14 protein-coding genes are annotated in these 14,126 nt (G+C 75.3%); 6 read left to right on the plus strand and 8 right to left on the minus strand.

Annotated elements, in window-relative coordinates:
* The first annotated feature begins 34 nt into the window (after positions 1–34).
* Positions 35–604, plus strand: coding sequence for a DUF5994 family protein (locus KDL28_RS05965; protein WP_252436282.1), 570 nt, complete (start codon positions 35–37; stop codon positions 602–604).
* Positions 605–828: 224 nt separating this feature from the next.
* A complete protein-coding gene (locus KDL28_RS42050; RefSeq protein WP_372496894.1) occupies positions 829–1,473 on the plus strand; it encodes a DUF222 domain-containing protein in 645 nt (214 codons plus the stop codon).
* Here KDL28_RS42050 and KDL28_RS05970 read toward each other — a convergent pair.
* The gene (locus KDL28_RS05970; RefSeq protein ID WP_252436198.1) at positions 1,358–2,509 is read right to left on the minus strand and encodes an MFS transporter; all 1,152 of its coding nucleotides are present in this window, start codon (positions 2,507–2,509) and stop codon (positions 1,358–1,360) included. The two genes, KDL28_RS42050 and KDL28_RS05970, sit on opposite strands and share 116 nt — an antisense overlap.
* A 58-nt stretch (positions 2,510–2,567) precedes the next feature.
* Here KDL28_RS05970 and KDL28_RS05975 point away from each other — a divergent pair, with 58 nt between their 5' ends.
* From KDL28_RS05975 to KDL28_RS05985, 3 genes are all read left to right on the plus strand, one after another.
* Positions 2,568–3,626, plus strand: a complete 1,059-nt coding sequence (locus KDL28_RS05975; protein ID WP_252436199.1) for a LacI family DNA-binding transcriptional regulator — start codon at positions 2,568–2,570, stop codon at positions 3,624–3,626.
* 198 nt (positions 3,627–3,824) lie between these two features.
* Positions 3,825–4,829 (plus strand): endonuclease/exonuclease/phosphatase family protein, encoded by a 1,005-nt coding sequence (locus KDL28_RS05980; RefSeq protein WP_252436200.1) that lies wholly within the window; start codon positions 3,825–3,827, stop codon positions 4,827–4,829.
* The gene (locus tag KDL28_RS05985) at positions 4,826–4,975 is read left to right on the plus strand and encodes a hypothetical protein (protein ID WP_252436201.1); all 150 of its coding nucleotides are present in this window, start codon (positions 4,826–4,828) and stop codon (positions 4,973–4,975) included. The genes KDL28_RS05980 and KDL28_RS05985 overlap by 4 nt, the downstream gene beginning before the upstream one ends.
* 7 nt (positions 4,976–4,982) lie before the next feature.
* Here the strand turns inward: KDL28_RS05985 and KDL28_RS05990 are convergent, their stop codons facing one another.
* Together KDL28_RS05990 and KDL28_RS05995 are read right to left on the minus strand one after the other, a co-directional pair.
* Complete coding sequence (locus KDL28_RS05990; RefSeq protein WP_252436202.1) at positions 4,983–5,450, minus strand: group II truncated hemoglobin; 468 nt, start codon at positions 5,448–5,450, stop codon at positions 4,983–4,985.
* A gap of 58 nt (positions 5,451–5,508) precedes the next feature.
* Positions 5,509–6,051, minus strand: coding sequence for a PadR family transcriptional regulator (locus tag KDL28_RS05995; protein ID WP_252436203.1), 543 nt, complete (start codon positions 6,049–6,051; stop codon positions 5,509–5,511).
* 85 nt (positions 6,052–6,136) lie between these two features.
* On the opposite strand from KDL28_RS05995, the gene KDL28_RS06000 reads away from it, so the two are divergent.
* A complete protein-coding gene (locus KDL28_RS06000; RefSeq protein ID WP_252436204.1) occupies positions 6,137–7,240 on the plus strand; it encodes a serine hydrolase domain-containing protein in 1,104 nt (367 codons plus the stop codon).
* A gap of 10 nt (positions 7,241–7,250) precedes the next feature.
* On the opposite strand, the gene KDL28_RS06005 is transcribed toward KDL28_RS06000, so the two are convergent.
* The 5 genes from KDL28_RS06005 to KDL28_RS06025 form a co-directional block, all read right to left on the minus strand.
* Positions 7,251–8,963 carry an acyclic terpene utilization AtuA family protein gene (locus KDL28_RS06005; protein ID WP_252436205.1) on the minus strand — a complete coding sequence of 571 codons (1,713 nt, stop codon included), beginning with the start codon at positions 8,961–8,963 and terminating at the stop codon, positions 7,251–7,253.
* A gap of 131 nt (positions 8,964–9,094) precedes the next feature.
* Positions 9,095–9,901 (minus strand): TIGR03084 family metal-binding protein, encoded by an 807-nt coding sequence (locus tag KDL28_RS06010; RefSeq protein WP_252436206.1) that lies wholly within the window; start codon positions 9,899–9,901, stop codon positions 9,095–9,097.
* Between the two features lie 2 nt (positions 9,902–9,903).
* The gene (locus KDL28_RS06015; RefSeq protein WP_252436207.1) at positions 9,904–10,662 is read right to left on the minus strand and encodes an enoyl-CoA hydratase/isomerase family protein; all 759 of its coding nucleotides are present in this window, start codon (positions 10,660–10,662) and stop codon (positions 9,904–9,906) included.
* The gene (locus tag KDL28_RS06020; protein ID WP_252436208.1) at positions 10,659–12,158 is read right to left on the minus strand and encodes a class I adenylate-forming enzyme family protein; all 1,500 of its coding nucleotides are present in this window, start codon (positions 12,156–12,158) and stop codon (positions 10,659–10,661) included. The genes KDL28_RS06015 and KDL28_RS06020 overlap by 4 nt, the downstream gene beginning before the upstream one ends.
* Complete coding sequence (locus tag KDL28_RS06025) at positions 12,155–14,125, minus strand: acetyl/propionyl/methylcrotonyl-CoA carboxylase subunit alpha (protein WP_308215927.1); 1,971 nt, start codon at positions 14,123–14,125, stop codon at positions 12,155–12,157. The genes KDL28_RS06020 and KDL28_RS06025 overlap by 4 nt, the downstream gene beginning before the upstream one ends.
* Position 14,126 lies beyond the last annotated feature (1 nt).

Genomic DNA, 14,126 nt, shown 5'->3' on the forward strand with positions numbered 1-14,126 from the left:
CACTGCCCCGTACGGGGGCCGTCCCCGCCTGCGGATGCGTCCGGCGGGTGCCCCACCCGGACCCGTGCACGGAGCGTGGTGGCCCCGCTCATGGGACCTGAGCGGTCAGCTGCACACGATGCTCCCCGAGCTCTGGGACCGCCTCGACGGGATCGAGCAGGTCGTCTACAACACCGCGACCTGGCCGGTGGCCGCCCCTCGGATGGGCGTGCGCGGGCGGCTCGTCCGGCTGGTCCCCTCCCCGACCCAGGCCCTCGACAGCATCAGCCTGATCGGCGCGGCGAGCGGGCGGGTCACCACGCTGCTCGTCATCCCGGTCGCCACCCCGCGCGAGGACGCCGAGGCCACCCTCGCCGCGGCGGCCGCGCCCACCGGCAGCGGGATCGTCAGCCGGTTCTTCCGCAACTGCGACGGCGTCCCGGACCACGCCGGCGGGTCGGCCAGGGCGCGGGTCGCCGAGGAGGAGCACAACGCGGGCGAGCGGACCGGGGCGGTGCGCACCGTCGCCGGGCACGCGGTCGACGTCGAGGACTGCACCATGTTGTTGGCGATGCTCGGGTTGGACGCTCGGGACGGCTCTCGCGCGGACGGCTTCGGGTACTGAGCTGCTTCTGCGCTGCTGATGGCGGTCGGGGGTCGCGGGGGCGGGTTGTCGGCTCATCGGCTTGAGCCGTGGGATTCGTGCTGCCGCGCCGCTTCCGTTCCTCGGCGCCGGCGCGCCTGCGGTACGGGTCGGCTTGCCCATGACTACCCGGTTCCTTCTGCGAGGGGTCGAGCAGGCGGCGGTGAACTGGTCGAGGCGATCGTCGGGTTCGATCGGATGGTGGCGTGGGCTTCGGCGCGGCAGGCGGAGTTGTTGGCCGAGTTCGCGCGCCGACGACCCGCCCCGGATTCCGGGGGTCGAGTCCGTACGCGGCCGATGAGATCGGGTTGGCGTTGCGGTTGTCGCCGGGGACGGCGGCGATACGGCTCGCCCAAGCTCAACGGTTGGACGGCGAATTGTCGGCGACGCGACAGGCGTGGCGGGACGGGCGTCTTGATGCGGCGAAGGTTCGCGCGGTCCTCGACGCCACCGCCAACCTGCCCGCCGAGACCGCGACCCGTGCAGGATCGAGTCCTGGAGCAGGCGCCGGGGTAGACCGCCGGGAAGTTGCGGGCGGCGCCGGCCCGGGCGGTTCTTGCCGTGGATCGAGATGGTGCTGCGGAACGGCACGAGCAGGCCCGTCGGGAGCGGCGGGTCGCGGTCAACCCGGACCAGGACGGGACGGCCACGTTGTGCGCGATCCTTCCCGCGCCGGATGCCTTGTCCGACAGCCGACGGCCCGTCCCGGACGGCTCGCACGGTGCGGTGGCGTGCTCAGGGTCGGGTCCGGTGGACGACGCCGAGCGCCACCGCGGCGAGTGCGAGGAAGACCGGCACGACCCACAGTGCCGCCGTCAGCGACGTCGCGTCGGCGAGCGTGCCGACTGTGAGGGGTGCGAGCAGGACCGCGAACGACGTCATGCCGACCACCCGGCCGCTCGCCAGCACGGCTCGGCCGGGGGCCAGCCCGACCGCGACGGACATGCCCAGCGGGAACAGGTTGCCCAGGCCGATGCCCAACAACGACAGGCCGATCAGCGCCTGCGCTGGTCCCGTCGAGGGCCACAGGACCGCGAAGCCCGCGGTGGCCACGGCGAGCGCGAGCGCGAGCAGCGGTGCCGGGTCGTGCCGGCGCGCCAGCCTGCTACCGAGCAGGCGCCCGGCCACCACTCCCCCGAAGTAGCCGGCCATCAGCGCGACCGCGGTGTCGGTCGAGACGTGGGCGGCCTCCTCGACGTAGGTCGCGCCCCAGCCGGTGATGCACCACTCGGCCGCGGTCATGCAGGAGAGCATCACGGCGGCGATCCAGAACGCGCCCGGGAGGCGGCCCTGGGCCGTGCGCGACGGTGGCGGGGCGTCGATCGCCAGCCGCCGGTTGGTCCACCAGGCGAGTGCCGGGATCGCGAGCGAGGCCAGCAGCGCCGCCCGCCAGCCGGCGTGCAGGGCCGCGGTCAGCGACAGGGTGCCGATGAGCACGAGGTAGGCGACGCTCGCCGCCACGTTGGCCTCGGCCAGGGCGACCGCGCGGCGCTCGCCGTGGTGGTCGGCGAGCGCGGCCTGGATGGTGGCCAGGAGCAGGCCGCCGCCGACGCCCATGACCAGCACCGAGCAGGCGGTGAGCTCGACGGCGCGCCCGGCGGTCAGGCCGATCGTGCCCGCGCCCAGCAGCGCGGCCGCCGCCCAGAACAGGGTGCGCCGCCCGAGCGCGCGTTCGAGCCGCGCGCTGATCGCGCCCGCGACCATGCTCCCGGCGGCGAACGCCGCCACGTGCAGGCCGCCCGCCGAGTAGCTCAGGTCGAGCTCGGTGCGCAGGTGCGCGATGACCAGCCCCGGCGCCGCCTGCAGGTAGGCGAACCAGGACAGCATCGCGTAGGCGGTCCAGGTGAGCCGGTCGCGACGGAACTCCGTCGCCGGCAGGTCAGCCACGGTCGGGCCGGTGGGGTGCCATGGACCGATTGTAACGTTACACAGCTAAGGTGTCCGCATGCCAGGACGCCGTCGCGTGACGATGCCCGACGTCGCGCGGGAGGCCGGCGTCTCGGCCATGACCGTCTCCTACACCTTCGGCCGGCCGGAGCGGGTCGCCGAGGCCACCCGGCGCCGGGTGCTGGAGGCCGCCGAGCGCCTCGGGTACCCCGGCCCCCACCCCGGCGCGCGCTCGCTGCGCCGCGGGCGCACCGCGACACTGGGCGTCGTGCTCGGCGAGCACCTGACGTACGCCTTCGACGACCCGCAGGCCACGCAGTTCCTGGCCGGCATCTCCACCGTCTGCGTCGAGCACGAGCTCGGCCTGACCCTGATCCCGGTCACCGGCGGGCCCCAGGACGCCGCCCGGGTCCGGGAGGCGGCCGTGGACGCCGTGGTGCTGTGGACCACCGTCGACCACGACCCGGTCCTCGACGCGGTGCTCCGGCGAGGGCTGCCCGCCGTCGTGCACGGCGGACCGGCCCGCTCGGGCCTCGGCCTCGTGGCCATCGACGACCGCGCCGCGGCCATGGCGGTGGGCACGGCCGCCTTCACCGGCGCGCGGGCACCCGCCGTGCTGTCGTTCCCGCTCGACCGGGCCCGGCGCCCGGCGGTCCGGCAGGGGGTCGACCCGGACTCGGCGCCCTTCAGCGTCACCCGCCACCGCCTCCGGGGCTACGCGGAGGCGGCCGCGGGCCTCGGCCTGGAGTGGGGCCGCGTGCCAGTGGTGGTCCTGGCCAGGACCGACCGCGCCGAGGCCGAGGCCGCCGCGCTGCGCCTCCTGGGCGAGGGCTCCGGGGTGGACGCCGTCGCGGCGATGAGCGACGAGCTCGCCCTCGGCGTCCTGCGCGCCGCCGACCGGTTGGGGATCGCCGTGCCGTCGGAGCTGGCCGTCACCGGCTGGGACGACGGCCCGGCCGCGGCCGCGGCCGGCCTGACGACCATCGCCCAGTCCCTGCGCGAGCAGGGCGAGCTCTGCGCCCGCTCCGTCGTCGAACCGGGCTCCGCACCGACGCGGGCCAGTCCGCCGTGGCGCCTCGTCCGCCGGACGAGCACCCGGCCCGGGCACCCGGCCTGAGCAGCGGGTCGAGCCTCCGGCCCCGATGCGGCGATCTCGTCGAGCCCGGTCCGGGCGCACCGCTACGATCATGTCCGGACTGCGGCGGGAGGGGCCGGATAGTGCAAGGCGAACCCGCGATCGGCGCGCCCGACCGCGGCACCGGGACGGCCCCCGACCCGGCCACCACCGTTGGCTGAACGGCGCGCCCCCACTCCCGTGCCGCGCCGGCGCCCGAGTGCCGTCGCGCTGGCGCGCGCCGCGCTCCTGGCGGCCCTGCCGTGGGCCTGGTTCCCGCTGCGCGACTGGCTGGGGTTGGTCGGCGACGTGCTGGCGATCGTGCTGCCGGTGCTGGTGGGGCTGGTCGCCGCGGCCACCCTCGTCGTCGGGCGCCGCCGGGGGGTGCTCCCGGCGGTGTCCGCACTGCTGGCCGGGACGATCGCGGTGCTCGCGCCCTGGACACCCGCCGACGCGGGTCCGGTGGCCGCCGGCGCGGGGGTGAGCGTGGCGTCGGCCAACGTGAGCGGCCAGGCCACCGCGGTGCCCGCGCTGCTGGAGGCCGCCCCCGACGTGCTCGTCGTCGTGGAGAACAACGGCTACCTCGACGAGGACTTCGCCGCCGCCTACCCGCACAGCGAGTTCACCTGGGGGGACGCGACGCTGGGCGTGTACAGCCGCTTCCCGCTGCGGCTGCTGGAGGAACCCGGCCCGGAGCTGCCGGGCATGGTGGTCGCGGTCGACGCGCCGACTCCGTTCGTGCTCTACGCCCTGCACGTGCCGCGTCCGTGGTGGACCGCGCGCGGCGCCTACCAGGCCACCCTCGCCGAGCACCACGAGCTGGTCGAGACGGTCGCGGCGCGGGCCGCCCGCGAGCCCGGTCCGGTCGTGGTGGCCGGCGACCTCAACTCGACCGACCGGGGCCGCGGCTACCGGCTGCTGCTCGACGACGCCGGGCTCACCGACGCCGTGCGCGACGGGTGGACCGGGCCGACGTCGGTGACGACGTGGCGGGCGTTCCTGCTGCGCATCGACCACCTCCTGGTCGGGCCGGGCTGGTGCGGCGACGCGGCGCGCCGGTTCGCGCTGCCCGGCTCGGACCACGACGCCATCACCGCGACGATCGGGCCGTGCGCGGCCCCGCCCGCCGCCGGTGCCGCCGGCCAGGACCGCCCACCGCCGCCGGCGAGCGCGACCGGGCGACGGGCGGGCATGGTGGAGGGGTGACGGTCGGCCTGGTCCTCCAGCTGCTCGCGGCGTCGCTGATCGTCGCGGTCGGCGTCATCTTCGCGTCGGTCGGCGCCTTCGAGGAGGGCGTGGTCGCGATCGCCCTCGGCGGCTGGTGGGTGGTCCGCTGCTGCCGGCGCCTGTGATCGAGCCCTAGGGCTGGTACGGCGGCGCGACGCCCCAACCCCACCGCGGGACCGGGGCGTGCTCGGCGACGTCGGGCGCGTCGGAGGAGTTGTGCACGGCCAGCCGCGTGCCCCACTCGGCGTAGCCCATGAGCGCGGCCCGGAACTCCGGGTCGGCGGGCAGGTCGACGTCGTCGGCGGCCTGCGACAGCAATGTGACGAACCGCAACCGCTGCTCGGGGGCGATGTGCAGCCCGCGGTGCTTGCCGAGCATGTGCTCGTAGCCGCCGAGGGAGCGGGTGTACTCCGCGGGACCCCCCATGACCTCGCACCACCAGGTGACCACGTCGGTGCGGTGCTGCACGGTCACCACCCCGCCGAACACCGGGGCGAGCAGGTCGTCGACCTCCACCAGGTCGTAGAAGCGGCCCAGCCAGCGCTCGAACGCCGCCCGGCCGCCTGCCCACTCGTAGATCGTCGGTACCTCGGCTGCCACGGCACCCACCATGCCACGGAGCGTGACCGGCGGTCGCGGCAGTTCGCCGGCAGCGCAGTCAGCGCCGTTCCCGCTGGTCCTCGCGGGCGAGGTGGTCCCGGAACCAGGCGAGGGCGAACCGGTGTGACGCGATGCCGTAGTCCAGGGTCGCGAACTGGTGCGTCGCGACGTCGCGGTGCTCATCGGGGACGTCGACGGAGTCGAGCCTGCGGGACAGGGCGACGAGCCCGTCGAGGTCGGACTCGATGCGCGCGGTGATGCGGCGCAGGACGGGGGCCCGGTCGGCGGGTTCGAGCAGGCCGAGGAAGAACAGCCGGGGCAGCGCGGCGGCCTCCAGGTCCGATCCGGTCGGGTCGCCCGTCATCCACGAGCCGAACTCGGCACGACCCGCGTCGGTCACGCGGTACACCTTCTTGCCGCGCGCCCCGGGCTCGATGCTGGCCGCCTCGATGAGCCCCTGGGCGAGCAGGCCGTCCAGGGCGCGCTTGATGCTGCCCGAGCTGGCGCTGTAGAAGAGCGAGACGCCCGTCTCGAACGCCTTGACCAGGCCGTAGAGGCTCTGCGGGGCGATCAGGAGCAGACCGAGGATCACGTGGGCCACGGGCGGAGCCTAGCGCACGTTGTATCTCATAGAGATGTCTAGTAGACATCTCTATGAGATATGTCAACGCGACGACGAGGGCTCCATGACACGCATCGACGAAGGCACCACCACGGCACACCGGCGCGCGATCACGCGCCTGCGGTCCGCGCTCGAACGGATCGCCCGCAAGCACCCCTCCCTGCCGCCACCGCAGGTGCTCGTCCGGACCCCGCACTGGGAGTTCGAGTTCGGCGACCGGTCGCGGCCGTTCCACGCGGCCAGCTCGGGCAAGCTGATGACGGCGACGCTCATCGCGACGCTCGTCGAGCGGGGTCGCTTCCGCTTCGACTCCCCCATCGGCGCCCTCCTGCCCGCCGCCGACGTGGCCGACCTGCCCGCGGTCGCCGGCGTCGACGTCGGCCGGGACGTGACAGTCGACCACCTGCTGACCCAGACGAGCGGGCTGCCCGACTTCTTCGAGCCGCCGCGGGGCCACCGGACCGACGCGTCGGCGCACGCGGCGAGCGTCCACCGCGACCGCCGCTGGACCCCCGCCGGCCTGCTGGACGAGGCCCGCGGGCTGCCCCCGGTCGGCCGCCCCGGCGAGCGGTTCCACTACTCCGACACCAACTACGTCCTGCTCGGGCGCATCGCCGAGGAGGCCGCTGGCGGGCCCTTCGCCGAACTGCTGCGCGCGCACGTCTTCGACCCGTCCGGCATGGAGCGCAGCTCCACGCCCTACGACGCGACCCTCATCCCGGACGACCTCGCGGAGCTGGACGTCGCGCCGTTCTGGATCGGCCGCGACGAGCTCAGCCGCGCGCACAGCGTGAGCCTGGACTGGGCGGGCGGCAACGTCGTCGCCCCGCCGGACGACTTCGTGCGGTTCCAGCGGGCGCTGCACGGCGGCAGGCTCATCTCGCCAGAGCACGTCGAGCACCTGGCGCGCCCGCGCCACCGCTTCCGCCGCGGCATCCACTACGGCGCGGGCACGATGACCCTGCGGTTCGGCGAGTTCGTCCCCCTGCTGCTGCGCGGGCTCGCAGAACCCGTCGGGCACCTCGGCTTCTGGGCGACCCACGTCTTCCACTACCGCGAGCTCGACGCGCACGTCGTGCTCAACTTCCACGCCGACCGCCGGATGAACACGAGCTTCGCCGTGCACACCCGCATCGCGCGCCTGCTGGCCGCGTCGGGGCGGGTCTGAGGCACGTCCCTCAGTCGACGTCGAGCGGCACGTCGACGAGGCGGCTGCGCAGGTACTCCCCCAGGCCCTTGGCCTGCGGGTCGGGGCGGGTGGACGAGGCGACGCCCGCCCCGAGGATGCCGTGCACGACGACGTTGACGGCGCGCAGGTTGGGCAGCGGGTGGACCTCGATCTCCAGCTCGGCCGCCTCGGGCCCGAGCAGCTCCCGGACCCGCTGCGCGGTCAGGAAGCCCCGCAGCCACGCGTACCCGGCGTCGGAGCGGGCCCACACGCCGATGTTGGCGTCGCCGCCCTTGTCGCCCGAGCGCGCACCGCAGACGGTGCCCAGCGGCACCCGGCGGGTCGGCCCGGTCGCGGCGGGGCTCGGTTCGAGGGCCGGTTCGGGGGCGGCCGGCTCCGCGACGGGCGGGTCGTCGACGCTCCGGCGCTGCCCGTCGGGCAGGACCACCGCGTGCGCCACCGCCGAGCGGGGCACGGCCGCGGGCCGGTAGACCCCGTACGCCGACTCGGCCGTGGGCGGGGTGGTGGTGTGGAAGCCGGCGTAGCCGCCCAGGGCCAGCTCCATCGTGGCGTTGGAGAACGCCCGACCGACCTTGCGCGGGTCGGGGTCCTTGACGGTGATCCGCAGGTGGGCGGTGGCGCGGTCGTTGGTCGGGGCGTCGGGGGTGTCGAAGCGCAGCAGCCGGACGTCGACCTCGGCGAACCGGTCGCGCCCGCCGAGCACGTCGAACAGCAGGGCCTGCGCGTGCGCGGCCTTGGCCTCGATGTCGAGCCCGGTGAGCACCAGGGTCATGGTGTTGCGGTAGCCGCCCGCGTCGTTGAGCGCGACCTTGAGCGTGGGCGGCGGAGCGCTGCCGCGCACCCCGGAGACCGCCACCCGGTGCTCGTCCTGCTGGGCGAGGCGGATGGTGTCGAAGTGCGTCGTGCAGTCGGGCCCCAGGTACGCGGGGTCGCCGATCTCGTAGAGCAGCTGCGCGGTGACGGTGCCGACCGAGACCAGCCCACCGGTCCCGGGGTGCTTGGTGATCACCGACGAGCCGTCCGCGGCGACCTCGGCGATCGGGAAGCCCGGGTAGCGGCGGTCGGTGATCTCGTCGAGGAAGGCGTAGTTGCCGCCGGTGGCCTGCGGCCCGCACTCGATGACGTGCCCCGCGACGACGGCGCCGGCCAGGGCGTCCCAGTCGGTGCGGCCCCAGCCGTGCCACCACGCCGCCGGCCCGACGACGAGCGAGGCGTCGGTGACGCGGCCGGTCACCACCACATCGGCCCCGGCGGCGAGCGCCTCGGCGATCCCCCACCCGCCCAGGTAGGCGTTCGCCGAGACCGGTTCGCCCCGGACCGGCGGGGTGATCGCGGCCAGCGAACCGCGCAGGTCGTCGCCCTCCACGTGGGCGACCCGGGCGTCCAGCCCGAGCGTCGCGGCCACGTCGCGGACGGCCGCGGCCAGCCCGGCCGGGTTGAGCCCACCGGCGTTGGCCACGATCCGGATCCCGCGCTCCAGGCAGCTGCCCAGCACCGCCTCGACCTGGGTCAGGAAGGTCCGGGCGTACCCGGCCGAGGGGTCCTTGGCCTGCGCCTTGGCCAGGATGAGCATCGTGAGCTCGGCCAGGTAGTCGCCGCACAGGACGTCGATGTCGCCGCCGTCGACCATCTCCCGGGCGGCCTCGATCCGGTCGCCGTAGAACCCCGAGCAGTTGCCGATCCGGATCGCACGGGTGCTCACCGCTCCCTCGCTGACGCTCGGTCGGCGCTGCGCGGGCGCTGTACTGGATGATCCGCTCGCAAGCTCGCTCATCGCTCTCCCTCGCTGACGCTCGGTCGGCGCTGTACTGGATGATTCGCTCGCAAGCTCGCTCATCGCGCCCGTCCCGCGAACTGGCCGGGGCGCCTGCCCCGCCCCGGCGCCCCGGCGAACGCCTGCCCGATCTCGGCCCACTCGGCGGCCGCCGGGCCGGTGACCGCCAGGGCCAGGTCGTCGCGGTGGCGGCGCTGGGTGATCAGCAGCGCGAAGTCGAGCGCGGGGCCGGTGATCCGGTCGGGCGCCCCGGGCGGCCCCCAGCTCCACGTCGACCCGTCCGGGGCGGCCAGCTCGACGCGCACCGGAGCGTCGGGCATCGCGCGTCCGTTGGCGGCGTAGCTGAAGGCCCGGGCGCCGACCCCGATGTGCGCGACGTGCCGCAGCCGAGCGGTGGGCTCGCGCACGGCGCCCAGCGCGTCGGCGACGTCCTGGCCGTGCGCCCAGGTCTCCATGATCCGCGCGGTGAGCGAGGACGCCGCGCTCATCGCCGGCCCGAACCACGGCACCCGCAGCCCCGGCTCCAGGCCGCGGAACGTCTCGACCAGCCGGGCCCGCGAGCGGTCGAACCAGGCCAGCAGCTCGGCGCCGGGCAGGTCGCGGTAGCGGGCGGCGACCGCGTCCGGGTCGACCCCGCCCTCGGCCTCGATCCGGGCCAGCTCGGCGCGGAAGGCGTCGGGCTCCACCGCGGACCGCACGGCGACGTCGTCGAAGTGGGCCAGGTGCGAGACCTGGTCGGCGATCGTCCAGCCCTCGGCCGGGGTGGCGCGCCGCCAGCCCGCGTCGTCCAGGCCGGTGAGCAGTCCGCGCAGCTGCGCGGACTCGGCCGCCAGGTCGTCGGCCAGCGCCGCCATCGAGACCGGCACGGCTACCTCCCCTCCCAGACCGGGGCCCGCTTGTCGCGGAAGGCGGCCGGGCCCTCCTGCGCGTCGGCCGAGCGGTAGACCGGCGCCCAGATCTCCTCGGCCCGGTCGTAGGCCTCCGGCAGCGGGTGGTGCGCCGACAGGTACGCCGTGCGCTTCGCGGCCCGCACCGACAGCGGCGCGTTCGCCGCGATCCGCTCGGCCAGCGCCTGCGCCCGCCGGCGCAGCTCCGCGGCCGGCACGACCTCGTTGACCAGGCCCACCTCGCGGGCCCGGTGCGCGTCGACGGGGTCGCCGGTCAGCAGGATCTGCAGGGCCACCCGCGGCGGCACCAACCAGGACAGCGGGGCCGCCCACGGCGACCCGCGGCCCACCTTGACCTCACTGACCGCGAACCGGGCGTGCTCGGCGGCGACCACCAGGTCGCACTGCTGGGCCAGCAGGAACCCGCCGGCGTAGGCCACCCCGTTGACCGCGGCGATCGTCGGCTTGTCGACGGAGATGTTGCGGCCGAACTGCGGCAGGAAGTCCGGCGGCGGGACCTCCAGCGCGGTCTCGGCCATCTCCTTGAGGTCGCCGCCTGCGCAGAACGCCTTGTCGCCCGCGCCGGTGAGGACCAGGACGGCGGCCGAGTCGTCGGCGACGAACCGGCGCGCGCCCTCCCACAGCCCTTCGCGCACGTCCTTGCTCAGCGCGTTGCGGGCCTGCGGCCGGTCGATGGTCAGCCAGGCGACCCGCTCGACCACCTCGTAGGTGACGCTCACGGGAACCGCTTCCGCAGCTCGGGGCGGTTCAGCTTGCCGCTGCCGGTGCGCGGCAGCGCGTCGACGATCTCGATGCGCCGCGGCCTGTGCATGCCGCGCAGGTCGGGGTTGGTCGCGCACCACCGCGCGACCTCCTCCGCGGTCAGGTCCGGGCGCCGGGCCACGACCACCGCCGTGACCTGCTCGACCCACCGCTCGTGCGCGGTGCCGATGACCGCGACCTCGGCCAGGTCGGGGTGGTCGGCCAGGTGCTCCTCGACCATCTGCGGGAACACGTTCTCCCCACCTGTGACGATCATGTCGTCGATCCGGTCGACGTAGTAGAGGTAGCCGTCGGCGTCACGGGACATCAGGTCGCCGGTGCGGAACCAGCCCTCCGACCACTTCTCCGGGGCTTGCAGGCCCCAGTAGCCCGGGGTCACCGCGTCGCCCCGCACCCACAGCTCGCCGACGCCCTCGTCGCCGGGCTCCAGGTCGGGGCTCCCGTCCACCGGCACGAGCCGGGTGCGCACCACCTGCTCCATCGGCTTGCCCATGGAGTCCGGCCGGCGCGGGTCGCCGGGTGCGTAGCTCACCACGAGCCCGCTCTGCTCGGTCTGCCCGTAGATCTCCACGCCCTGGATGCCGGTGCCGGCGGCCAGCCGCTCGATGGCCGCGGTGGGGGTGCGCGAGCCGCCGAACATGCAGATGCGGAACGAGTCGAGCAGCACCGGCTGCTCCGCGGTGCGGTTGCCGACGTCGATCATCATCGTGGAGATCAGCCCGCCGAAGGTCGGGCGCAGCTGCTGGGCCAGCTCCACCCAGCGCCCGACGTCCCAGCGGGGCATGAAGGTGATCTGCCCGCCGCGCAGCAGCAGTGGCAGGCTCGCCAGCTGCAGGCCGCCGACGTGGAACAGCGGCATGCAGTTGAGCACGTGGTCGTCCGCGGTGAGCTCGTAGAGGTCGATGACGCCGTCGGCCTCGGCGGTGGTGTTGCGGTGGGTCTGCCGCACGCCCTTGGGCACGCCGGTGGAGCCCGAGGTGTACATGATCAGGGCGTCGTCCCCGTCGAGCCGCGGGACGACGTCGTGCACCGGCTCGTGCGCGGCGAGCGCGGCGGCGAAGCCGCCGTCCGACCCGCTGGTCAGGATCTCCGGGCCGGCCCCGTCGAGCAGCGCCTCCAGCCGCTTGACGTCGCCGGGCGGGGCGACGAGCCGGGTCACCCCCGAGTCCGTGATCGCGTGCCGCAGCGGGGCGTCGGGAAACAGGTGGTTCAGCGGGACGCCGACCGCACCGGCCTGCCAGGTGCCGAGCAGCCCGACCAGGTACTCCAGGCAGTTGGGCAGGAAGAACCCGACCCGCTCCCCCGGCGCGACGCCGCTCGCCATGAGGTGGGCCGCGAACCGCCCGCCCCGCTCGGCGAACTCGCCGTACCGGATCTCGGTGTCGTCCAGGCGCAGGGCGACCCGACCGGCGTGGTCGGCCGCCGCGCGGCGCAGCAGCGTGGCGATGTTCATGCGTCCTCCTCGCCCGGTCCACCCACGACGGCGAGCACCTGGCCGGTGTCCACCTGGTCGCCCGCCGCGACCGCGATCCCGGAGACGACGCCGTCGACCGGGGCGACGACCGTGTGCTCCATCTTCATCGCCTCCAGCACCACCAGCGCCTGCCCGGCGGCGACCGCATCGCCCTCGGCGGCCAGCACCCGCACGACGCCCCCGGGCATCGGGGCGAGCAGCGAGCCGGCGTGCGCGACGGCGTTCGGGTCGGCGAAGCGCGGCACCTCGGCCAGCGCCGTCGAGCCGTCCGGGCCGTCGACGAAGGACCAGCCGGGCACGCGGTGCACCGAGTAGGTCCGCCGCACGCCGTCGACCTCCAGCGCGACGGCGTCCGGCGCGGCGCTGAGCAGGCGGACCGGCAGCGGCTCGCCGTCGACGGCGACCTCCGGCCCGCCGCGGCGGAACGCGTAGGCGACCTGCAGGGTGCGCTCGCCGAGCGCGTAGGCGACCCGCTGCGGGGTGCCGCCGACGTTGCGCCAGCCCGACGGGACACCGGCCAGCACCGGCGCCGCGGCCCGGTTGCCCGCCTGGGCGGCGAGCGCGGCGGCCGCGGCGTGCACCCGGGGGTCGGCGGTGGCCGCGCCCAGCGCGGTCGGGTCGTGCCGGGTCAGGTAGCCGGTGTCGGTGCTCCCGGCCAGGAACTCCGGCTCGCCCAGGACGCCGACCAGCAGGTCGCGGTTGGTCGTCACGCCGTGGATCTCGGCGCGGACCAGCGCCCGGGCGAGCGCGCGGGCCGCCTCGGTCCGGGTGCGTCCGTGCGCGATGACCTTGGCCAGCATCGGGTCGTAGTGCGGTCCGACCACCGACCCGTCCTCGACGCCGGTGTCCAGCCGGACGCCGGGCTGCTCGGGCACCCGGAAGCGGTGCAGGGTGCCGGTGGCCGGGAGGAACCCGGCCGGCACGTCCTCGGCGTAGAGCCGCACCTCGATCGCGTGCCCGTCGATCCGGGCCCCGGTCACCTCCGGGGGCAGCGGGGCGCCCTCGGCCACCCGCAGCTGCAGCGCCACCAGGTCGAGCCCGGTGACCAGCTCGGTGACCGGGTGCTCGACCTGCAGCCGGGTGTTGACCTCCAGGAAGAAGAACCTCCCGTCCTGGTCGAGCACGAACTCCACGGTCCCCGCGCCGCTGTAGCCGATCGCCTTCCCCGCGGCCACCGCGGCCGCGCCGAGCTCGGCGCGCAGGGCGTCGTCGACGGCGGGCGACGGGCTCTCCTCGACGATCTTCTGGTAGCGCCGCTGGATCGAGCACTCGCGCTCGAACAGGTGCACGACCTCGCCGTGGGCGTCGCCGACGATCTGCACCTCGACGTGGCGCGGGTCGACCACGAACCGCTCCAGGAACACCGTCCCGTCACCGAACGCCGACGCGGCCTCGCGCCGCGCGCCCTCGACGGCGTCGGCCAGCTCGGCGGGGTCGTGCACCACCCGCATACCCCGCCCGCCGCCGCCGTAGGCCGCCTTGACCAGCACCGGGAACCCGATGTCGGCGGCGATGGCGGCCAGATCGGCACCGTCCCCGACCGTGGCGCCGGGCAGCACCGGCACGCCGGCCTTCTCCATCAGCGCCTTGGCCTCCAGCTTGGAGCCCATCGCGGCGATCGCGTCCGGGGAGGGCCCGACGAAGACCAGCCCGGCCGCGGCGCAGGCCCGGGCGAACCCGGCGTTCTCCGACAGGAAGCCGTAGCCGGGGTGCACGGCGTCGGCTCCGGTGGCCCGGGCCGCCTCGACCAGCAGGTCGGCCCGCAGGTAGGTGTCGGCCGGGGCGGCGCCGGGCAGCCGCACCGCCTCGTCGGCGAGCCGGACGAACGCGGCGTCGGCGTCGGGGTCGGAGTGCACGGCGACGGTGGCGATGCCCAGCGCGTGCGCGGTGCGCATGATCCGCGCGGCGATCTCGCCGCGGTTGGCGACCAGCAGTTTCGCGATCACG

The organism is Pseudonocardia humida (assembly GCF_023898865.1).
Lineage (GTDB): Bacteria > Actinomycetota > Actinomycetes > Mycobacteriales > Pseudonocardiaceae > Pseudonocardia > Pseudonocardia humida.

Bases quoted from the DNA above. Each gene is read 5' to 3' on its own strand.
- KDL28_RS06000 (WP_252436204.1), top strand. From the start codon at position 6,137: ATGACACGCATCGACGAAGGCACCACCACGGCACACCGGCGCGCGATC.
- KDL28_RS05965 (WP_252436282.1), top strand. From the start codon at position 35: ATGCGTCCGGCGGGTGCCCCACCCGGACCCGTGCACGGAGCGTGGTGG.
- KDL28_RS05975 (WP_252436199.1), top strand. From the start codon at position 2,568: ATGCCAGGACGCCGTCGCGTGACGATGCCCGACGTCGCGCGGGAGGCC.
- KDL28_RS06020 (WP_252436208.1), bottom strand. From the start codon at position 12,158: ATGAACATCGCCACGCTGCTGCGCCGCGCGGCGGCCGACCACGCCGGT.